This is a genomic window from Pseudoalteromonas sp. LC2018020214 (genome assembly GCF_016598755.1).
GTDB classification, from domain to species: domain Bacteria; phylum Pseudomonadota; class Gammaproteobacteria; order Enterobacterales; family Alteromonadaceae; genus Pseudoalteromonas; species Pseudoalteromonas distincta.
Window position 1 is genome coordinate 68,061 of the sequence record NZ_CP066805.1, and the last position, 21,546, is coordinate 89,606.

Consider the following 21,546-nt stretch of genomic DNA (forward strand, 5'->3'; position numbering starts at 1 on the left):
CGGTTTTATGTTGCCATAAAACCGCTTTTTATAGTTAAGTGTGCTGAGTTAGTCCCAAATGCCGTCTTCGCATTTGCCCTGTACTTTTACATCTTTTACTTTAAATTCGGGCTCTAAACCTTTGTCTCTTTGTGCGTGGTAATCGCTCGTAACAGACAATATAGTCGGCGTTAACAGTATAATAGCGATAACGTTAACCACTGTCATTAACCCTAAGGCAATATCGGCTAAATCCCAGACTTCTTTTAAGGTGGCCGATGCGCCCCACAACATCATTGATAAATAAAGCAAAGTGTAAATGCCGCGCCCTACTTTGTTGTCGAGCTTAAATAAGTGCAAGTTGCTCTCTGCATAGGCGTAGTTTGCCACTACCGATGTAAAAGCAAATAAGGTAATAGCGGCTGCTACAAAATAAACACCACCTTGTGCTAAATGAGCGGTCATCGCACTTTGTGTTAAACGAATGCCTTCCATTTCACCGCTTATGTCTATATCGGCTAATAAAATGATCACAGCGGTACAGCTACACAGTACGATTGTATCGAAAAATACGCCGAGCATTTGTATGTAACCTTGCGTTACAGGGTGATTAGGTATTGGGCTGGCACTTGCTGATGCATGCGGCACGCTACCTGCGCCCGCTTCGTTAGAATATAAACCACGTTGTATACCGTTTTTAATGGCTGCGCCCATTGCACCGGCGCCTGCTTCTTGTAAACCAAACGCTGATAAAAATATATCTTTAAGCATGGCGGGTACTTGCGTGAAATTTATAATCGTAATAATAACGGCGGCAAGTACAAACACAATGCCCATTATTGGCACAACACGCTCTGCAAATCGGGCAATTGCCTTAAAGCCACCGAGTATAATTGAGCCTGCTAGTACGGTAATAACCAGACCTGAATAAAATGTAGGAACTTCAAACGCGTAATTAAGTGCATCGGTAATTGTGTTCGTTTGCATTGCACTAAACGTAAAGCCGTAACCTAAAAATAAACATGCGGCAAACACAATGGCAAATGCCCGGCTACCCAAACCTTGTTGAATATAATACGCAGGCCCGCCTCTAAACTCGCCACCACTATCGCGCACTTTATATACTTGCCCAAGTACGCTTTCAGCAAAGCCTGTAGCCATGCCCAATATGGCTATTACCCACATCCAAAATATAGCGCCGCTGCCGCCAAGTGAAATTGCAACCGCTACACCGGCTAAATTACCGGTACCTACTCGTGCACAAAGCCCTGTACACAACGCTTGGAATGAGGAAATATCGTTTTTCTTACATTTGCTACTGCCTTTTAAAAGGCTAAACATATGTTTAAATTTAAGTATTTGAATTGCTTTTAATCGTACTGAAAACCATACCCCCGTAAACAAGAGTATATAAATAAGTACCTGCCCTTCTCCCCATAAAAGGTTGTTTACGCTTTTGACGACGGTATCGAACATTGCTAATTCCTTCTTATATTTTTTATATTAATACCCTTTTTTGGGTATAACGGCATTTGCTTGCGACATCGACTAAAAATTTAATGCAAATAAGGCAGCTAAGCTGCCTTAAAACTATACATTATTTATTTTGCAAATGAACTCCTGCAATCATGCACCTAACTGAGCCACCAGCCGACTCAATAGTTGGTATTGGTAATGGCACAAGCTTAGCCGTTTTTTGTATAACTGTTATTTGTTCAGGTGTAAGTGCATTAAGCGCAGTTTGCGATAAGGCTAAAATACGACCATTTTTACCTTGTAGCTCAATAGCATTGCCACAAAAGTTATTAATTTGCTCAAGCGTTAAATCGATAACTTGATGATGGCTTTTTAAAAAATGTTTAGCTAACTGTGCACGTTGTTCAATTGGCACCATATTTAAACTGATCATTACAAATTTTGTAGCAATACACATTAAAACATTAGTGTGATAAACCGCAGTTCCCTGTTCGTCATATGCGTTAAACACTATGGGTGATAGTTTTAATTGCTCACATATTGTATTAACCACCGACTTGGTAGTTCTTTTTGATTCTACCGCGTAAGCGAGTTTATTTTGATGATCGATAACCAGTGAACCAGTGCCTTCAAGAAATGAATTTTCTTTCGATAAAAATGAATAATCAGTCACTGAAGACACTTTATAGTGATCCGTTAAAAAATCAATAATATCTTTTCGATATTCTAACCTTCTATTTTCTACAAACATTGGATAGATTATTAATTGGCCACTTTGATGAGTTGAAAACCAATTGTTAGGAAAAACTGAATCGGGAGTGTGTGTTTGCTCATCTTCAAAAAGGTGAACTGTTACCCCTTCATTTTTTAATATTTGTACGGCATTAGTCACTTCTTTAAATGCTTGTTCACTTTGGTTTTGTGCTAAACATTCACTTTGAAATGCGTTATCGAGCATTGTATGTGGGTTAGATGTAAAGTGATGCGGCCTTACCATCACTACAGCTCTGGGGGCTTGGTTTACTTCGCTCATGCCACGTGCTCTTTTACTAATGGTTGATCACTAAGCACTGAAAATAAATTACGAGGGTCCGCTTGTTGTGTAATTAAATCAAGCAAAGCAAACTCGCCCGTTTTAATTAACTCATCGCGTATAAATACCAGTGCTGTAAAGTCTTCGCTCGCAAAGCCAACGCCGTCAAAAATGGTTAATTCATCTTGGCTAGTACGCCCAAGCGACTGCTTATTAATAACGTTATGAAACTCAGTTACTGTAAAGCTTGGACTCATTTGTTGAATTTCGCCCTCTATTCGAGTTTGCGGCTCGTACTCAACAAATACGTTAGCACGCTCAAGCAATCTAGCATCTAACTCTGTTTTACCTGGGCAATCACCACCTATGGCATTAATGTGCACACCTTGTGGGATCATGTCATTTGTTAAAATAGTGGCGTTAGTTTTATCAGCAGTACAGGTAGTGATAATATCTGCCCCTTTTACTGCCTCTTGTACACTATTACAAATAGTCACGTTTAACCCGCATGCACTTAAATTAGCAAATGCTTTTTTAGAGGCGCTTTTATCTATATCGTATAAACGAATATGCGTAATACCTAGTACCGCTTTAAAAGCGAGTGCCTGAAACTCTGATTGAGCGCCATTGCCTATTAAAGTAAGGGTTGTTGAGTTTTTAGGTGCTAAATATTTAGCTACCATTGCAGAAGTTGCGGCTGTACGTAGTGCTGTTAGTAAACACATTTCGCTTATCATAACCGGATAGCCACTATCTACATCGGCTAAAATACCAAATGCAGCGACTGTTTGAAGTTCTCTAAAGGTGTTTTTTGGGTGACCATTTACATATTTACAGCTGAACATTTGGCCATCACTCACTGGCATTAGCTCTATTACACCCTCTGGTGAGTGTGCTGCATAGCGAGGTGACTTATCAAACTCTGTCCAACGGGCAAAGTCGGTTTCTAATTTATTTGTTAGATCTAGCAGAACGTTTTCGACCCCTAAGCTATTTATAAGCTTAGCCATTGCCTGAACGCTAACAAATGGAACGCCTTGTTTTGGCTGTGCTATAAAATGACTCATGCTGAAACCTCTTGAATAAATGTATTAGTTAATTTAAAACAAGTTTAGCGAGGCTACGTGCTATTTAATATGGTAATTAATTACACAAATAGTACTAGTTTTTATCATTTTGCTATGCAGTTATATACAATTTATGTATTTTGGTCAGTAACTTCTTTTAAAGGTTTGATTTATGACTCCCTATATTTATGACTCTCTTGATAATGCTTTAATAGCTGAATTACGAAAAGACGGCCGCGCTTCTATTTCAGCTTTAGCCAGTTCTTTAAATGTATCACGCGGGACAGTGCAAAATAGGTTAGACAGATTAGTTAGCTCAGGCGCAATATTAGGGTTTACTGTACGCGTTCACGAACACATAGAAACAGAAGCCGTGCGCGCAATTATGATGATAGAAGTCGTTGGTAAATCTACCTCACAAGTAATTAAAACAATGCGCGGAATACCCGAGCTTATAAAATTACACACCACCAATGGTGCATGGGATTTAGTTGCAGAGCTTCAAGCTGCAAATTTAAGTGAGTTTGATGGAGTGCTAAGGCAAGTACGTGAAATTGACGGTATTTTAAATAGTGAAACAAGCATATTGCTTTCATCAACTTAAGTTATTTTTAATATTTAAAAGAATATTTAAATGACACCCATTTATAATGTTTTAAGTATTCACAAATTTAGAATGACACCCATTTAAATTTTTTAAAACTGAGGGACTTAACACTTAAAAATTATTTATTGTGTCTTTATATGCGGTTAATTCCCTTAGCTACATCAACTGATTGATTAGAAGCTTCTATTTATCTAAATCGCAGATGAATTAAAACCCTGAGTACATTTGTAGTGGCATAGTTAATTTGGCCACCCATTAAGAAAGAAATGTTATGCTAATAAGCATACAAATTTGGGTGAAAAAATGACGAAATTAAAACGCGCAACGTATTCTGTTGCAATCAAATTAGAAACAGCTCAGCTTGTAGTTGATCAAGGCTACACGCAAGAAGATGCAGCTAAAGCTATGGGGGTTGGTAAATCAACTGTAAGTAAGTGGGTAACTCAATTAAAGCAAGAACGGAATGGCCAGTCCCCATTGGCTTCACCAATGACGCCTGAACAAATTGAAATCCGCGAACTTAAAAAGCAAATCCAACGCATTGAATTAGAAAAGGATATATTAAAAAAGGCTACCGCTCTCTTGATGTCCGACTCCCTGAGCAATTCTCGTTAATTGAGAAATTAAATCAACGAGAGCGTTACCCAATCAGCGTGTTGTGTAGCGTATTCAATGTGCATCGCAGCAGCTATAAATATTGGGCCATACGGGATACAACATCGACACCAGAGCAAGTAAGGTTAGAAGCGGAAGTTAAAGTTATACATGCAATGAGTGGCGGTTCGGCTGGGGCACGGACAATCGCAGCAATTGCAACGAATAACGGTTTTGAATTAAGCCGTTATCGCGCCGCTAAGCTGATGGTTAAACTAAAACTAGAGAGCTGCCAAGTACCACAACATCAATATAAACGCGGTGGTAATGAGCACCTTGAGGTGGTAATGAGCACCTTGAAATCCCGAATTTTCTAGATAGGCAGTTTGATGTTGTTGAGCCGGATACGGTGTGGTGCGGTGATGTGACGTATATTTGGACAGGTAATCGCTGGGCTTATTTAGCGGTCGTTGTTGATTTATTTGCACGCAAAGTCGTTGGTTGGGCAATGTCATTGTCGCCAGATACTAACTTAACGCTAAAAGCGCTTGAACTCGCGTATGAAAGCAGAGGAAAACCGACAGGACTGATGTTTCACTCAGACCAAGGAAGCCACTATACAAGCTTGAAGTATCGCCAACGTTTATGGCGCTATAAAATCAAACAAAGTATGAGTCGGCGCGAAAATTGTTGGGATAATGCGCCAATGGAACGATTTTTTAGAAGCTTTAAAACGGAGTGGATGCCAAAAGTTGGATATGAAAACTTTGAAGAAGCTAAATATAGTGTGAGTGATTATATCAACGGATATTACAACAATGTTAGACCACATCATTATAATGCAGGTTTAGCACCAAATGAATCTGAGGTGTATTAGTTCAGACAAGATCTGACACATCAACTTGAAAAAGTGAGAGTTACCCGTTTTGATAAAAGGTGTCGAATCTTTAAATCAAAACATATAAGAGGTAACTCTCATGCTACATACTAACAATCCAATTATTAAACACAAAGCGGGTTTACTTAATCTTGCAGAAGAACTTGGCAACGTATCAAGAGCCTGCAAAGTGATGGGCGTATCCCGTGATACATTTTATCGATATCAAGAACTCGTCGAAGACGGTGGACTTGATGCGTTAATTGATAAAAGTCGTAGAGCGCCAAACTTAAAAAATAGAGTTGATGAAGCAACTGAACAAGCCGTCATTAAATACGCTGTCGATTATCCAGCTCATGGCCAACACAGAACGAGTAATGAACTCAGAAAACAAGGCGTATTCGTTTCTGGCAGCGGTGTTCGTTCAATATGGCTACGTCATGACCTAGAGAACTTCAAAAAGCGTCTCAAGGCACTAGAAAATAAAGTTGCTAACGAAGGTATCATTCTCACCGACGCTCAAGTAGCTGCGCTTGAAAAGAAAAAACATGATGACGAAGCGTGTGGTGAAATTGAAACGGCTCACCCAGGTTATCTAGGCTCTCAAGATACATTTTACGTGGGTAATCTCAAAGGCGTTGGGCGTATCTACCAACAAACCTTCGTTGATACATACAGCAAAGTAGCGTTCGCTAAGCTCTACACCACGAAAACGCCAATTACTGCGGCTGACATACTCAACGACAAAGTACTGCCGTACTTCGAACAGTACGAGCTTCCCATGCTACGTATTCTAACCGATAGAGGCACTGAATATTGTGGCAAAGTCGAACATCATGATTACCAGTTATATCTGGCTATTAATGATATCGATCATACAAAAACCAAAGCTATGTCACCGCAAACAAATGGTATCTGCGAACGCTTCCACAAAACGATACTCAATGAATTCTATCAAGTTACATTCCGTAAAAAGCTATATAGCTCATTAGCGGAATTGCAAAAGGATCTGGACGAATGGATGATTTATTACAATAATGACCGAACTCATCAAGGAAAAATATGCTGTGGCAGAACGCCATTAGAAACTTTATTAGATGGAAAATTGATCTGGGCTGAGAAAAATTTAGCTCAAATTTAGACTGACAGTCACCGATTAAAAAACGGGTAACTGTCAGATCAAGTCTGAGCTAGTACATCTGAGGTTAGATACCAAGATTCTAAAACTGTGGCCAAAATTAGTTGACCACTACAATTCAGTCTAAACTTTGATAAGTTGTATTAAATAGTAAAACTAAGCAGTTAAAGCTTGGCTATTTTTGATATTGGGTCGTCGTTTGAAATGTTGATTATTGCAGTAGATTTCTATTTTTTCGGCTTTACCAACAGCACCATGAAACATCTTAGTAAAGCGGGTTGTTAGTTTAAGCCAGTTTTTTTCGGTTATGTTTAATGTTTTTAATATAGGCGTTGTACTTTGATTTATATAACCTGGTTTGTCTGCCCTTATGCACTTTCCTGTTTGCTCTACTAATTCTAGATAGTTTTTAAACTCAAATGGTAAACCTTTACTTATCTTTTGTGAGAGCTTTCCTACAAATTTAGCTAAAAACTTTGGTTGATTACCTGCTATTGCATGTTCAATTCGTGTTTTAATACTGGTAAATGATGATGTTTGAATGCTCTGTGAAACTTTTGCCCTTATAGGATTTAAGTCAACATACGCCATGCAAGCTAATAGTGCAGGCTCATCCAGTAAAGCTTGAGATTTAAAGCGCCCCTCCCAAAAACGGCCTGTACAATCGTCTTCTTTATTAGCTTGCCTTGCTATATTCTCGTTTAACGAACGCATAAACCAAGAAATATCTTTTAAACGATTTCTAAATTTCACTATACTATGTTTTAGTAACATTTTTTCTATATCTGATAGCGATTCACCTTCAAGGTAACGCTTTGATATATTCGTCCCTTTAAATGCTTTATGCCACCTTATACAAACAGCTCTATCTGTAAGCCTATTTGCTTTTTTATCATCTATATAAAGTACTAAATGTGTATGGTTACTCATTACCGCGTAAGCACAAATATCAATACAAAATACCTTCGCCAAAAATAATAAACGCTCCTCTACCCAATCTCTACGATGCTCATAGCTTTTGCCTGTTTGTGTATCAATTCCACATAGGTAAGCACGTCTCACACACCGAGAAATACAGTGATAGTAACGTGTATTGGAGAGGCTTATTTGTCTTTTTCGTGCAGTAGCCACAGGCATCATGCTCACTTTAAAATTTTATAAAGTATAGACAAGGTTAGTAAATACACAAATTAAGATGGGTGTCATTTAAATAAAGGCAATAAACGTGAAAATTAGGATGGGTGTCATTTAAATAAAAGGCATTTAAATGAATAATACTGCAACTTTAAGTCGCAGTATTATTCATGATTTGGGTATCCAATTTGCTTAATTGTAACGATACTCGCTTTGTGAGTAGTTATGCGTATTGCTGATCTCAAATTGGCTTTGCTGCGCTAAATAAGACCGACCTGCAGCTAAGCCTAATTTATGATCAAAACGTAAATCGTTATTTGAACTACCTAATAATTTGCTATGCAGTTTTTCGTCTGCAAAAATTTGTATTATTTCCACATCACTTGGTGGATTTGCAATAAACTCAAGCTCATCTAAATACGCTTTTTCGTGCTGTATTAAGTAGTCCAATGTTTTTGGACAATAGCCTGATGCTATAGCAAATGTTCTTAGCTTTTGTACCCATGCAGATTGCGCTTGAAAATTAGCGTCAACCGTTCTTATTACAACAATTTTACGAGCACCTCGGTTGTAAGCTTCACGCACGGGAAGTGGTGCTGCTAAACCGCCATCTAGATAAAAATCGCTCTGTGCTTGTTCTTCAACAAGATGTGTCTCATTCGCTGCTTTTGCGTTTAACCAAGGTGTTAACTTTACACCTTGTTTGTATAAAAACGGAAGTGCGCTAGAAGCCTTTAACAAATCACGCCATTGACCGCTATCACCTGTAGGCGATAAGTAATAAGCTTTTCTGTCTCGTGCATTTGTAGCTGTTATAAGTAGTTCACGCTCACCTAAACTAGTTTTCGCTGTTTTGAAATCTATAGCTCTGTTTACTTCAGTGGTTTTGTCAAAGTACCAATCTAAATCAACTATATGCTTACCCACTAATCCGCGACCAAGCTGAAAAAAACGCTTATTACGCGAAAGTCCTCTAATCAGGCGTTTAGCGTAGCCTTTTTGACGCGCTAAGTAGCTAGTTAAGTTTTGCGAACCCGCTGAAGTACCAATGAATAAATCAAAAGGGTCATAGCTTTGCTCTAACCACGCATCAAGTACGCCAGCTGTGAATATCCCTCGCTGCCCGCCACCTTCAGCAATCAGAGCAACTTTTGGCTGCGCTGTTTTGTTAACTGAATTAGCTGTTGCGGTGTTTAGAGAGTTCACGGTGTACCTGCCTTTAATTTTATGATGTCTGGTTTAATAGCTACATTATAAAAAACAAAAGTGATATCTTAAAATTGATTGTTTAAATCAGTTCAATTGAAAAAACAGAACGGTATATAAAGCAAAATATGTACTAAAAATAGCAATCAAATTTACTTTGAATATTTAAATAACAAATACAGACATCACTTAAAGTTAATAAAATGAGTTAAAAAAGTTTAACTTTTGATGATGTCTATATGTTAACAAGCCCAGAGTGTACGCTTGCTTAACTAACTATATTTTAGTGCTTTATTTCCATTAAAATTTCGAGTGCACGGTGGCGTTTTTCACTATCGAATACATCATTGGTAAATATAAACTCATCAACTTCTAGCTGTTTAGCTATCATCTCTAACTTGTGTTTAATACTTACATGTCCGCCTACTACGCTTAGACTTAAAAAGTTCTCTACATGAGCGCGTTCTTGTTCGCTCCATAACCCGTCCATGCTTTCAACAGGTGGTTTTAGCCACAGCTCGTTACCGCGTATAAGTTCGAGCACACGTTGCTTAGAAGTAGTCGACAAGTATTGCGCTTCATCGTCGGTGTCTGCTGCCACTAAAGGCAGTGCAAGCATTACGTATGGCTTATCAAGTACGCTTGATGCTTTAAATTCGCGCTTATACAGCGCTATTGCGTCGTGCACAAAGCGCGGTGCAAAATGCCCTGCAAATACGTACGGTAACCCTTTTTGCGCCGCTAGTTGCGCGCTAAATAAACTCGAGCCTAATAACCAAATCGGAACGTTTGTATTCTCACCCGGTATAGCACGTATAGGGTGTGTACCATTGTAAGGACCTAACAATGTTTGCAGCTCAGTTACCTCACCTGGGAAGTTTTCTGCACGGCTCATATCGTTGTTTAATGCACGACTCGTTACAGGGTCGCTACCTGGGGCACGCCCGAGTCCTAAATCTATTCGCCCTGGATATAAGCTCTCTAATGTACCAAATTGTTCAGCAACAACTAATGGGGAGTGGTTTGGCAGCATAATACCGCCTGACCCAACGCGTATCTTTTTGGTATTACCTGCAATGTGACCAACCAAAATTGAAGTGGCCGCACAAATTATACCTGGCATATTATGATGCTCAGCAAGCCAAAAACGGTTAAAGCCAAGCTCATCTGCACGTTGGGCGTATTTAGTACTTTTATGAAGAGTGTTAGTAACGCTGTCCCCTTTGATCATGGGGGCAAGTTCTAATAACGAAAAAGGAATGGAATTTAACAAAATAGCAGCTCCTAAAAATGCATGCTAACAATGTATTACATCATTAGCATAAAACACTTAAATGGGTCTGCTATTAGGTCAATTCAAGTTACACAGTGGTATTAAAGCAAAATAGGTATATGTTATTTTGCTCTAAGGTATTCAAGCAAGCTGTGCATCACGTTGGCGCAGCTTTTTATAGCCTTCTGAATCCACGCCTTTTTTCCAATAACCTGAGGAAACAATATTACCGCGTGGTATATTAAATTGCTCTGTTAACAATGTCTTTGCTTTACGCACAAGCCCAGCTTCCAATGCCATAAATACAATGGGAGGCTCTGCTGTAATGTGCAAATTTTGAAGCGCGCTAAGTAGCGTTTCGTCAGCATTGTCGGTAACAAGCCAATTAACATCGCGGCTTGTTTCTAAATCAATAATGTCTTTTTCGGTGGGTACATGTACAAAGGCATCAATTTTTGAAAATAAAGGTAATTGCTGTATATACCCCTTTATTGCATTTACCGATGTTAAATCCCCTAGCAACACATAATGCGAATGCCCATAATTATCTAGCTTTTTAGGGCCTGGGCCTGCAATACCTACCTCATCACCTACTTTTGCAATTTTAGCCCAGTCAGTTGCTGGACCTTGGTGCATATTTATAACAAAATCAAGTGTTAACGCGCCTGTTTGTGCATCTACATGCCTTATTGTGTAAGATCGCATACACGCTGTTTTTAAGTTAAAATCTACTTCACCATTTTTTGGGATCAGTACTTTTACATAGTTACCAATGTGCTGTGAGGTTAAGTCGTTAAAATCATCAGAGCCTACAACAATGCGTTGTAGATGTGGTGTGATTTGCTGCGTACTTAATATGTTAGCTTTGCGAATTTGTTTACCCATGCATTACCTCGTTTTACAAAACTTAGACTTTAATACCAACCTGCTATAAAAAGCAGGCATTGCACAACGCCCCATTGGTTGATAAAATCAACTATAACAAGTTAATTGACTTTGTCAACTATATTGAGAGTTCTATGAATACACCTTTATCAAATACGCTGTTTGAATTAATGCAAAATTACCGTGTAACAATTCGAGAAGCAATTAACGCAGGCGAACTTGGTATTAATGCTATGCACGTACGCTGCATACATATTATTGCGAACGTAAATAACTGTACGGCTAACGATATTGTTACTAAAACGCAGCGCGACAAAGCGCAAATAGCACGTTTAATTAAAGATCTTATTGGCTTAAATTTAATAAATAAACAGGCAAGTGAGCACGATAAGCGCTGCTTTATTTTGTCGCTCACAGAGCAAGGCAAAGTTCTTTTTGATAAGTTATTAGCCTCAGAGCAGAAAATAAATAATCAAATGTGTAAAAACTTAAACCCTCAGCAAATCAAAGACTTTTTAGATATCGCACAGCAAATGATCAAAAATATGGATTGATCGGTTATACATTTCTTGGCATAACTTACACAAAACGCATATACTGTACACTTATACAGTGTATGCGTTTTAGGTTGTGTTATGTTTGTCATTCCCATTTATATAGAAGCAGGCGTGTGTGGTTTTGAATCGCCCGCAGCGCAGTACACCGAGCTAGGTGTAACCCTTGATGAGCTTTTAATAAAGCACCCAAATGCTACCTTTATTGGCCTAGCATCGGGTAACTCTATGCAAGAAGTCGGAATTTTTGAAGGGGACTTATTAGTTATTGACCGTGCAGAGCCTGCAGAAAATGGTGACGTTATTGTTGCTAACTTAAATGGTCTTTTTGTATGCAAGCTGCTTGATAAAACCAATGCGCGGCTGCTTTCAGCGTCTTCTTTACATAAGCCTGTACAACTCACCTCTGCAGACGAGTTTCAGCTCGAAGGCGTAGTAACGCTATCAATAAGAATGCACAGGCAAAGCCCAGAGTTACTAAAATGTATGCCTTAGTTGATGCTGTGTCGTTTTATGCCAGTGCCGAAAAAGTATTCGACCCTGCTATTCGATCAAAACCCGTGGTTGTACTTACCAATAACGATGGCTGTGTATGCGCTATTTGCCCTATTGCTCGGCGCTTAAATATTCCTAAATTTGGCCCGTACTTTAAAGTTAAGCATTTACTTGAACAAAACAACGTTGTTATTCGCTCTAGCAATTACGAGCTTTATGCTGATTTAAGCGACAAAATGATGAATATCATCGCTCGCTTTTGCGATACACAGCACATATACAGTATTGATGAATCGTTTTTGCACTTTGATGGCTACACATCATTAATTAAAGACTGGCATGAATACGGTCATACAATAAGGCGCACAGTATGGCGCGAAACAAAGCTTCCTGTAGGTGTAGGTTTTGGCCCGACCCCTACTTTAGCAAAAGCCGCTAACCATGCCGCTAAAAAGCTCAGTGGTTTTAATGGTGTTGCAGTAATAAATAGCGAACAAACTCGCCAAGCTATTTTACAAAGAATGAGCTGCGAAGATGTCTGGGGAATAGGCCGGCGGCTAGCTAAAAAACTTAAAATAATGAATATACACACCGCCTGGGATCTTGCTCAGCAAAACCCTAGAGCAATGCGCCGTGCATTTAGTGTGGTTGTTGAACGCACAGTAAGCGAGCTTAACGGGATAACATGCTTAAACTGGGATGATGTACGACAAGACAAGCGGGAGATTTATTCGACCCGTAGTTTTGGAGAGCGCATATGTGAGCCAACAGCACTTAAAACAGCGCTAATTAACCATGTAACCACAGTGGCTAATAAATTAAGAGCGCAACGTTCGCTCACTCACCAGCTTTATATTTTTGCAGCCAGTGGCGCGCACGAAAATAAATATTATAAAAAATCGTTTGTGTATAAGTTCCCCTCACCCACTAACGACACCTGCGTGATGGCTAATGCTGTATCTGAGGTATTTAATAAGATTTACCAACCCGGTATACGGTTTTATAAGTGTGGTGTGGGTGCGGTAGAGCTAATATCAGAACAGTTTCAGCAAAATGACTTATTTAATAAAAGCCCTGATAATCCAAAACTTATGCAATGCTTAGACACAATTAACAATCGATACGGAAAAGGAATGCTAAGCCTTGCAAGTAGTAAATTAAATGACCGGTGGCACATGAACCGTGATTTTTTGTCGCCGCAGTACACTACGCGTTGGCGCGATATCCCTAAAATATACTGCGAATGATTTGCTACTTACTACTTACTAGATGCTTTATTTACTCTCATCTGCTTTTTTAAATGTGCACTCTACATTGGGTTCGCTCAATGTATATTTGAGTGTGTTATCAGCTAAAAATTTGATACTTTGACTGATTGTTTTTTCGTTTTCAGGGCTTTCACAACGGCTCATTCTTAAGCCGTTTTCAAGGCCATCACTTTTATATTTAAGCGTGCTGGTTATAAAGCAAAAGTTTGGTTTTTTAATGGTTCGGGTACCATTGTGGAGCGATCCAAATACAATTTGCTCACCAAGTTTAAAACCAGCACTTAAATCACTTTCATCTGTCAAACTCAAATTGCTGTTAACGCATAACCCTGAGTTGCTCGACACAACTTCGTAGGCTCCCAATTTTGACTTTAAAAGCGGTATAAATCGTGTTTTATTACTCGGCTCAGAAAAAGCATTTGCACTTGTAAAAGCGACAGTTAATAAAGCGAGTGTTAAATATTTCATTTCGTGGGTGTATCCTCGTGAGTCAGCGTGTTAAATAATAGCAAAATGCCTAATCACTTAGCTTTTATAACTTTTAACAACTATAACAGAGATTTACTATAAAAGGAGAGAAGTCGTATTCAGGAACCAAGACACGAGCAGCTAAGGGAGCTTTGCTCGACTATACTGATTCTTACATGTGTGTAAGCCAGTAAGATAACGCAAGAGCAATTACCGAGCCCATTAGGTTACAAACCTCGTGCCGCAAATAAATCCCTTAGATTGAACACATTTAAATCCACAAAGATTCATCCTAGATACTGCATTACAAACCATTTTGCTGTTAAGTACTTTAGTTAATACGTACTTAAACAACAAAACGATTTATATCAATGCGCTTACTTGTAGGGAAATTGAACTCATTAAATTGTTTAAATAGCGCACAAATTACTGTTTATTTTATTGCCAGTACTTTGCAAATAATAAAGGGTAGCTTTGCTTTAAGAACTTAGGTTTGTCTTTAAAACGTTTACCTTTAGGTTCATCACTGCCTGATGGAATAAACGGTAATTCGTCTTCGCTGCGTTCTTCAAATAATAAACCGGCTATTAAATCATACTCATCAATATACGGGTAAGGCTGCTCGTTTAAGTAATAAACAGGTGTACACTGCGCTAACGAATCAGCATTTTCTAAAGCGTTTTCGAATACTGTTTTACCGCGCGAAATTAACCAACATCTAAACTCGCTAAAACCGTAATCGTCGTTACATCCAGCCATCACAAAAGCGGCACCAAACAAATCCCAGGTAAAACATTTACGCATATGTATGCCAAAGTGTTTATCAAAATCAATAAGGTGCTGATCGCTTAAATCATTAAATTTAGTTTTTAGGTTATCGCTCACACTTTGCGGATCGAGCCCTAAATCAGGCGTTGTTACCAAATCCCAAAAAGCCTGCTCTGTTAACGTTGCCATTATAAAATCTCTTTTACTCGGCCAACTTGACCATCTTCTAAACGTACTTTAATACCGTGTGGGTGATTTGGTGATTTTGTTAAAAGGCGCTCAACCACACCCTCAGTTAATGTGCCGCTGCGTTGATCTTCTTTTAATACAATATTTACTGTGGTACCTGGTGAAATTTGCGAACGCGAAGGAACAGCCATAATTTAAACCCTAAAAATAATTTATCTAATTATAACGTCCATGTGATGTCATACCAACTAAACCGCTGTTAATTGGCTAAAAATGAGATGTGTGCTGGTTTTGCGTTCAACTTAATAGCTGCTAGCTGGCTAAGTATAATCTGCGTTAACTCATCAAGTTGCGGTTTTGCATCTTCACGGGCTATCTCATCAATAAAGTAACATTGTACTTTTAACGTGTTTACTTCGTTATTTAAATCAACTGTATGCGTTAGATAATCAAAACCAATTACCATTTCTTTTATTGCTTCGCATGCATTAGTAAGCGCTAAGCGAATTTGCTTATCGCGCTGTTTTTGAGTTTTAGTCATAAATATAAAGGTTACTTATTTAGTCTGAGCTTGTTGCTGTTTTTTAAACTCTTCGTAGTTAGAGTCTTGTTTATCTAGGCATTCGTAATATTCTTTGTCAGCTTTATAGTTACACTCATCAAGGCGCGCCGATTGTAATTCATGAAAACGTGCATCAGAGCTGCAGCCAGCCAAAACACATGATCCAATAATAAGTAATGCGCTGCTTTTTAGTTTATTGATAAACATTAAATTTCCTTACACTTTCTATATCGAAAAAGCGTTAAATTATTACGATACTATTGTATATTAGCGCCATAAAATCTTAATATCCAAAGGATCTATTACTATGATGTCGCAGTTACAAAAGTTGTTTCAGCGTATAGACAAAAGCAAGATATTTCAATCATTTGTTATAGCTGTAATTATTGTTTCTGCCCTTACAGTAGGTGCACACACTTACTCACTACATCCTACCGTAGAGCTTGCTCTAAATTGGATGGACGTTGGCATTACTGCATTCTTTTTAATTGAACTAATAATCCGCTTTGTTGCAAGCAAAGGCATTAAAGACTTCTTTTCTAAGGGATGGAATATATTTGACACTATCATAGTATTGGGCAGTTTATACCCTGCTGCTGGCTCTACAATGTTAATTGCTAGGCTGTTGCGCATATTTAGAGTGTTACGATTGGTTTCGATGATCCCAGAGCTGCGCTTATTGGTTAACTCATTGCTTAAAGCAATTCCGCAAATGGGTTATATAGCCCTATTAATGTTTGTTATTTTTTATATATACGCTGCAATGGGCAGCATGATGTTTGCTGAAATAAACCCCGTACTTTGGCAAGACGTCTCAATATCAATGCTTACCTTGTTTAGAATAGCAACGTTTGAAGATTGGACCGACATAATGTACGAAACAATGGCGGTGTACGAATTAAGCTGGATTTATTACCTTACGTTTATATTCTTAACTGCATTTGTGTTTTTAAACATGATGGTAGGTGCAATACTTGAGGTAATGAGTGAGGAGCACCGAAATGCCCGAGAAGAGCTTGCGGATAACGATTCTCTACCTGCAACACAAGGTCAGGTAAATGAGCTACAAGTTCAAATTGCAGAGCTTAAAGCGCTATTAAGTAAAGACAAATAGAAATATCTAAACTAAGTAACACCAACATCAATGATGTTGGTGTTACTTTGAGTTAAACGTTTAATTTGGGAAATATAAATACATTAATTACTTTTATTACTTTTATAACTTAAAGATTCATCACTCTTTGGATCTTCAAAAGAAATAACATTATCCACTTTCATTTTAAACGCATCAAAAAAAGCATTTTTTAAAACCGAAATAACAGCTTGAAAAGTCGAAACATCCGTATTATCTAATTGCCCCTCTATAGGAATGCGTGCAGCAACCAGTTTAGACTCATCGTTTTCAAGTATAGAGCCCAGTAAATCTACACTGCCTTCAAATATAGCAGTAAAGATACCGTCATCATCTTTTTCTATATCTTCTCGCCAAGAAAATACACTCAGGTTTTGAACACCCGCTTTTACATAACCATTTAAGTTATTATCTTTAGCCACAAGTTCCATTGCGCCATCAATGCCCCCCGCTTCAATATCAAACGGTGTATACACTTTAAATACAGTGTCGAGATTTTTAACTGAGAAGCGCTGTACCTCTGCGTTAAAATCAAAATTAGCGTGTTTACTAAAAGGGTCTAGTTTGCCATCAAGCTTTAATGCGGCCTCCCCCATTAACGCCCCCTCTACATTTAGAGTAGTCACAAGTGTTTTTGATAGGTTTTGCGCATTCGTTATATTTTCAATTTTGGCATTAATATTTGATATAAAAGTGGGTTTTTCACCGCTATTGGTTGAGTTAACTAAGGTTAACTTGCCTTGCTCAATTATTAAGGTATCAATAGAAAACAGTACTAAGTCATTAGCCAGCCCCACCCAAGTGGTTTCATCTTTTACTTGTTTATTTTGCTCAGAAGCATTGGGGTCTTTATCGTAAATAACTATCTCAGGACGCGTAAAAGCCATATTTGTGACTAAATTCCCTTTTAAAAGGGCTGACCACGCAAGTGAAAAATCGAGAGTTTGAATACTCAGTAAAGGCTTAGGAGCTGAAGTTGCATCAACAGCGTAAATTTCAACGTCGTCAATCGCGTAGGCACCGCGATATAAAAACAAATCTACATCACCAACATGCCCCGTAACACCTTGCGTATGTTTTAGCTGATAATTTACGTACTGCTGAAGCGCATAAGGTGCGGCTATTCTGGCAATAATAAGGACTAATAAAATAACCGCAAATGAGTTAAACCATTTGCTATGAAATACATTAGAAACCGAGCTCATTGTAATTTCCTTTACCTAATACTTTCAAATGAGCATTTTAAACATGTAAGAATTACGCAAAATTGTAACAACACTACGTAAATCGTATTTAAAATACATCGTTAATAGCCTAAGTGAAGTTAAAGTGGCTAATTTAAGTATTAACAGCAAAGGTTATACCAATTTAAAATTGCTACAAAAAATTGGGTTTATGCAGCAATGCTTAACTAAATAAAAACAACGAGTACCTTTAATATATCAAGGATAGTGCTTGATCAAATCTAACTGGTTTACTGAATATAAAACCTTGGTATTTATCAATTTCTAAGCTTTGTAACAACGTTAACTGAGCGGGATTTTCTACGCCCTCCGCTATTACTTGGCAACCAATCATATGCGACATGTTAGTTACCGCAGATACAATACTTTTATCTTTTGAGCACTCACAAATATTATCAATATAAGATTTGTCTATTTTAATGTAATCAACTGATAGCTCTTTTAAAACCGATATAGAAGAAAACCCAGTACCAAAGTCATCAATAGAAATACGCACTCCAGTATTTTTTATGGCCGTAATCACTTTTGACAAATACGGTAAATTTTTAATCATGACTGTTTCTGTTATTTCTAAATGCACATTGCATGGTTTAACTGCGTATCTATTTAAAAGCGCAACTAAAAAATCTAAAAAGTTATGGTTTTCTAGTTGCAACACCGACACATTAATCGACAATCCAATATTACTGTTGACGGCATTTAGCTTACTTAAGCTCGCAATGGCTTGCTCTAGTACAAATTCGCCGAGTATATTAATTTTTCCATATCGCTCTGCAATATCTATAAATTCTGAAGGGGGAATAAATTCATCATTAAACTGCCAACGAAGTAGTACTTCAAACGTGGTTATTTCATTTGTGCTTATATCAACAATAGGTTGATAGCACAGGTGAAAGTCACCTTTTTCTACGCACTCTTTAATTGAGCTGCGAAGTACTTCTTCTCTTTTAAGCGATTCATGCATTCGCTCGTCAAATACCGATATTTCATTACGGCTTTTCTTACCTTCATACATAGCTACATCAGCGTATTTAATCGCCTCTGCAAGATTAAAATTTTCGCGCGTAAAATACAGCCCAACCTTAAAAGAAGGGTTTACTTGATAGCTATCCATGCTTACTGTTTTAGTTAAGGTTTTAACTAATCTAAAAACACAGTCAAAAAGTTCGTCTTCGGTGTTAGTGCGAGAATAAAAAATAAACTCATCACCTCCCCATCGACAAGCAATAAAGTCGCCTTGGGTTTGTGTTTCAACTAATCGTTTACCTGTTTGGGCCAGCACAAAATCACCAAAATCGTGACCGTATTTATCGTTGATGATTTTAAAGTCATCCATATCTAAAAATAAAACAGCTTTAATATCATCATTTTGATTGGCTAAATCAAGTTCAACATTAGAAACAAAGCTCCCCCTGTTAAACAATTTAGTTAGGTTGTCTTTTTGCTCTAAAGAAATTATTTGTTCGGTACGAAGTTGCACTTCGTTTTCTAAGTTTTCAATAAATTGATCTAACTTAAGTTCATTATTAATTGATGACTTTACATCTTTTGCACTACGTGAAGCCGTTATAAAACACAAAATAAACCATAAAACGAGCCCTAAAACACCTAGTACATTCTCATCTTCAATAGGCTGTAAAAGTAATAAAATACTAAAAGGAACCAGTAAACAGGTTATATACGACAAGGAGGAACGAATATCAGAAGCTAAAACGTTTACACCGCCACCAGCGAGGGAGCTAAAAACAACCAATGATACAAATTTTTCCTGCATTTGCATGTTTTCATAAAACAAAATAGGAAAAGCAGCCCATGTTAAAGCCGTTAATAATAAACCTATAAAATACAGGTGATATTTAAAAGCATGGGTGTTGTTAACAAATACATGGCTTGCTATTCGAAGTAATGAAATAAATGATAACGTAAAAAGCCAGTAAAGCTTTTCTTGCGAGGCGCTGTGGTTAATACTGCTAAAAATAAGAAAACAAGAAACAACCGTGTTTATAGCAATTGCAGAACTAAAATAGGAGCTAACAAATGCTAATCGCTTATTGGCAAAGTTATTTGTGTGAGAGGTCATTAATGTTACTTGAATAGGCTGTTGCACAATGTAAACAGTTTACTTAAGTTCAATAATAAACAAAAGTGAACATTCATAAAAAAGTATTGTTTTAGCCTCTTAAGCGGTTTTATAAGCCATTAAACTAAAAAGGGCTGGCAAATTGCCAACCCCTTTTGTTAATACTGATTATATATTATACCAATTCGCTTAATTAAGTGATCTATTTTGAGGGAAGAAAATCGTGTCGATAACATGGAAAAAATTTCTTTATTTAGTTGTTCTGTATCAGAAATATTTAACGTAGTTAACGTCAGATTTAACCCCTCAAATTAATTAAGTATTATTGCGAATTGGTATTACTCACCATCAACAATTATGCGTAACATACGACGAAGTGGCTCTGCCGCGCCCCATAAAAGCTGATCGCCTACTGTAAATGCGCTAATGTATTTTGGTCCCATCGCTAATTTACGAATACGCCCAACAGGAATGCTTAAAGTGCCCGTTACTTTAACCGGTGTTAAATCTGTGGCACTAATTTCACGCTCGTTTGGAATTACCTTAACCCACTCATTATGAGACGCTAAAATTTCTTCAATTTTTTCTACGCTAATATCTTCACGTAATTTAATGGTCATCGCTTGTGAATGACAACGCATAGCGCCAATACGTACACATAAACCATCAATAGGTACTGGTTGCTTAGAAGAGCCTAAAATTTTATTCGCTTCTACTTGCGCTTTCCATTCTTCTTTAGACTGACCGCTTGGCATAGGTACGTCAATCCACGGGATTAAACTGCCCGCTAATGGCACACCAAATTGATCTTGTGGTAAGTCTTTAGACGCCATTGTTTCACTGACTATTTTATCAATTTCTAAAATAGCAGAGCTTGGGTTATCTAATTGCTCAGCAACACTTGCATGAATAGCGCCCATTTGTGCAATAAGCTCTTTCATATTTCGTGCACCAGCACCAGAGGCTGCTTGGTAAGTCATTGGGCTTACCCATTCAATTAGGTCTTGCTCAAATAAACCGCCTAATGCAAGTAGCATTAGCGATACTGTACAGTTACCACCAACAAACGTTTTAACGCCTTGCTCTAAGCCTTGTTCAATAACATCTTTGTTTACGGGATCTAGCACTATTATGCTGTCCTCACTCATACGCAGTGCTGAAGCTGCATCAATCCAGTAACCATCCCAACCCGACTCTCGAAGTTTTGGATATACAGCATTGGTGTAGTCACCGCCTTGACAAGTAACAATAATATCCATTTTAGCAAGTTCGCTAATGTCACTTGCATCTAGCAATGGTTTTGCGTCGCCTGCTATATCTGGGCCTAGTTGACCCGCTTGTGAGGTGGTGAAAAAGGTGGTGTCGATATGGGCAAAATCACTTTGCTGCTGCATACGTTCTAATAACACAGAGCCTACCATGCCACGCCAACCGACTAATCCTACTTTTTTCATTGTTTGTTCCACTGTTTGATTCATAAAAGATGCCTTAATACATTAAAAATTAAATTCATTGCG

General features: G+C 38.0%; 21 protein-coding genes and 1 pseudogene. 7 read left to right on the plus strand and 15 right to left on the minus strand.

Annotated features, from left to right (window positions below):
- Positions 1-48: 48 nt before the first annotated feature.
- From JG479_RS16810 to JG479_RS16820, 3 genes are all read right to left on the minus strand, one after another.
- Positions 49-1,455: an alanine/glycine:cation symporter family protein gene (locus JG479_RS16810; RefSeq protein WP_024609079.1), complete on the minus strand. Its 1,407-nt coding sequence runs from the start codon at positions 1,453-1,455 to the stop codon at positions 49-51.
- A gap of 121 nt (positions 1,456-1,576) precedes the next feature.
- On the minus strand, positions 1,577-2,488 hold the full coding sequence (ctlX, locus tag JG479_RS16815; protein WP_200220547.1) for a citrulline utilization hydrolase CtlX: 912 nt from the start codon (positions 2,486-2,488) through the stop codon (positions 1,577-1,579).
- The gene (locus tag JG479_RS16820) at positions 2,485-3,555 is read right to left on the minus strand and encodes an ornithine cyclodeaminase (RefSeq protein ID WP_039488935.1); all 1,071 of its coding nucleotides are present in this window, start codon (positions 3,553-3,555) and stop codon (positions 2,485-2,487) included. The genes ctlX and JG479_RS16820 overlap by 4 nt, the downstream gene beginning before the upstream one ends.
- A 172-nt stretch (positions 3,556-3,727) precedes the next feature.
- Between JG479_RS16820 and JG479_RS16825 the strand changes: the two genes are divergently transcribed.
- The 3 genes and pseudogenes from JG479_RS16825 to JG479_RS16835 all read left to right on the plus strand — a co-directional run bounded on the left by JG479_RS16825 (position 3,728) and on the right by JG479_RS16835 (position 6,774).
- Positions 3,728-4,159 (plus strand): Lrp/AsnC family transcriptional regulator, encoded by a 432-nt coding sequence (locus JG479_RS16825; RefSeq protein ID WP_033030858.1) that lies wholly within the window; start codon positions 3,728-3,730, stop codon positions 4,157-4,159.
- A 306-nt stretch (positions 4,160-4,465) separates the two neighbouring features.
- Positions 4,466-5,633 (plus strand): annotated as a pseudogene (locus JG479_RS16830) (IS3 family transposase).
- Between the two features lie 100 nt (positions 5,634-5,733).
- Complete coding sequence (locus tag JG479_RS16835) at positions 5,734-6,774, plus strand: IS481 family transposase (RefSeq protein ID WP_138488686.1); 1,041 nt, start codon at positions 5,734-5,736, stop codon at positions 6,772-6,774.
- Positions 6,775-6,927: 153 nt separating this feature from the next.
- Here the strand turns inward: JG479_RS16835 and JG479_RS16840 are convergent, their stop codons facing one another.
- The 4 genes from JG479_RS16840 to JG479_RS16855 all read right to left on the minus strand — a co-directional run bounded on the left by JG479_RS16840 (position 6,928) and on the right by JG479_RS16855 (position 11,269).
- Positions 6,928-7,902 carry a transposase gene (locus JG479_RS16840; RefSeq protein ID WP_149603723.1) on the minus strand — a complete coding sequence of 325 codons (975 nt, stop codon included), beginning with the start codon at positions 7,900-7,902 and terminating at the stop codon, positions 6,928-6,930.
- Positions 7,903-8,097: 195 nt separating this feature from the next.
- Positions 8,098-9,111, minus strand: coding sequence for a patatin-like phospholipase family protein (locus JG479_RS16845; protein WP_024609084.1), 1,014 nt, complete (start codon positions 9,109-9,111; stop codon positions 8,098-8,100).
- Positions 9,112-9,394: 283 nt separating this feature from the next.
- Entirely contained in the window at positions 9,395-10,384 is a 990-nt protein-coding gene (locus JG479_RS16850; protein WP_149603722.1) for an LLM class flavin-dependent oxidoreductase, read from the minus strand.
- 141 nt (positions 10,385-10,525) lie between these two features.
- Entirely contained in the window at positions 10,526-11,269 is a 744-nt protein-coding gene (locus JG479_RS16855) for a siderophore-interacting protein (RefSeq protein WP_149603721.1), read from the minus strand.
- Positions 11,270-11,403: 134 nt separating this feature from the next.
- Between JG479_RS16855 and JG479_RS16860 the strand changes: the two genes are divergently transcribed.
- The 3 genes from JG479_RS16860 to JG479_RS16870 all read left to right on the plus strand — a co-directional run bounded on the left by JG479_RS16860 (position 11,404) and on the right by JG479_RS16870 (position 13,565).
- Positions 11,404-11,823 carry a MarR family winged helix-turn-helix transcriptional regulator gene (locus tag JG479_RS16860; RefSeq protein WP_004334811.1) on the plus strand — a complete coding sequence of 140 codons (420 nt, stop codon included), beginning with the start codon at positions 11,404-11,406 and terminating at the stop codon, positions 11,821-11,823.
- An 81-nt stretch (positions 11,824-11,904) separates the two neighbouring features.
- Positions 11,905-12,318: a S24 family peptidase gene (locus JG479_RS16865; RefSeq protein ID WP_004334808.1), complete on the plus strand. Its 414-nt coding sequence runs from the start codon at positions 11,905-11,907 to the stop codon at positions 12,316-12,318.
- Positions 12,306-13,565 carry a Y-family DNA polymerase gene (locus JG479_RS16870; RefSeq protein ID WP_182681936.1) on the plus strand — a complete coding sequence of 420 codons (1,260 nt, stop codon included), beginning with the start codon at positions 12,306-12,308 and terminating at the stop codon, positions 13,563-13,565. The genes JG479_RS16865 and JG479_RS16870 overlap by 13 nt, the downstream gene beginning before the upstream one ends.
- Positions 13,566-13,592: 27 nt before the next feature.
- Here the strand turns inward: JG479_RS16870 and JG479_RS16875 are convergent, their stop codons facing one another.
- The 5 genes from JG479_RS16875 to JG479_RS16895 form a co-directional block, all read right to left on the minus strand.
- Positions 13,593-14,054, minus strand: coding sequence for a hypothetical protein (locus JG479_RS16875; protein ID WP_200220548.1), 462 nt, complete (start codon positions 14,052-14,054; stop codon positions 13,593-13,595).
- Between the two features lie 438 nt (positions 14,055-14,492).
- Positions 14,493-15,011, minus strand: a complete 519-nt coding sequence (locus JG479_RS16880) for a DUF4240 domain-containing protein (RefSeq protein ID WP_200220549.1) — start codon at positions 15,009-15,011, stop codon at positions 14,493-14,495.
- Positions 15,011-15,202, minus strand: a complete 192-nt coding sequence (locus JG479_RS16885; protein ID WP_004334795.1) for a YwbE family protein — start codon at positions 15,200-15,202, stop codon at positions 15,011-15,013. The genes JG479_RS16880 and JG479_RS16885 overlap by 1 nt, the downstream gene beginning before the upstream one ends.
- 68 nt (positions 15,203-15,270) lie before the next feature.
- Entirely contained in the window at positions 15,271-15,552 is a 282-nt protein-coding gene (locus tag JG479_RS16890) for a hypothetical protein (protein ID WP_039487752.1), read from the minus strand.
- A 15-nt stretch (positions 15,553-15,567) separates the two neighbouring features.
- Positions 15,568-15,780: a hypothetical protein gene (locus tag JG479_RS16895; RefSeq protein WP_004334789.1), complete on the minus strand. Its 213-nt coding sequence runs from the start codon at positions 15,778-15,780 to the stop codon at positions 15,568-15,570.
- Between the two features lie 100 nt (positions 15,781-15,880).
- Between JG479_RS16895 and JG479_RS16900 the strand changes: the two genes are divergently transcribed.
- The gene (locus tag JG479_RS16900) at positions 15,881-16,687 is read left to right on the plus strand and encodes an ion transporter (protein WP_004334787.1); all 807 of its coding nucleotides are present in this window, start codon (positions 15,881-15,883) and stop codon (positions 16,685-16,687) included.
- A gap of 83 nt (positions 16,688-16,770) precedes the next feature.
- Here JG479_RS16900 and JG479_RS16905 read toward each other — a convergent pair whose 3' ends face one another.
- The 3 genes from JG479_RS16905 to asd all read right to left on the minus strand — a co-directional run bounded on the left by JG479_RS16905 (position 16,771) and on the right by asd (position 21,507).
- On the minus strand, positions 16,771-17,910 hold the full coding sequence (locus tag JG479_RS16905) for a DUF748 domain-containing protein (protein WP_200220550.1): 1,140 nt from the start codon (positions 17,908-17,910) through the stop codon (positions 16,771-16,773).
- A 229-nt stretch (positions 17,911-18,139) separates the two neighbouring features.
- Positions 18,140-20,029: a putative bifunctional diguanylate cyclase/phosphodiesterase gene (locus JG479_RS16910; protein ID WP_234047911.1), complete on the minus strand. Its 1,890-nt coding sequence runs from the start codon at positions 20,027-20,029 to the stop codon at positions 18,140-18,142.
- 338 nt (positions 20,030-20,367) lie between these two features.
- Complete coding sequence (gene asd, locus JG479_RS16915) at positions 20,368-21,507, minus strand: aspartate-semialdehyde dehydrogenase (protein WP_004334779.1); 1,140 nt, start codon at positions 21,505-21,507, stop codon at positions 20,368-20,370.
- Positions 21,508-21,546: the final 39 nt, after the last annotated feature.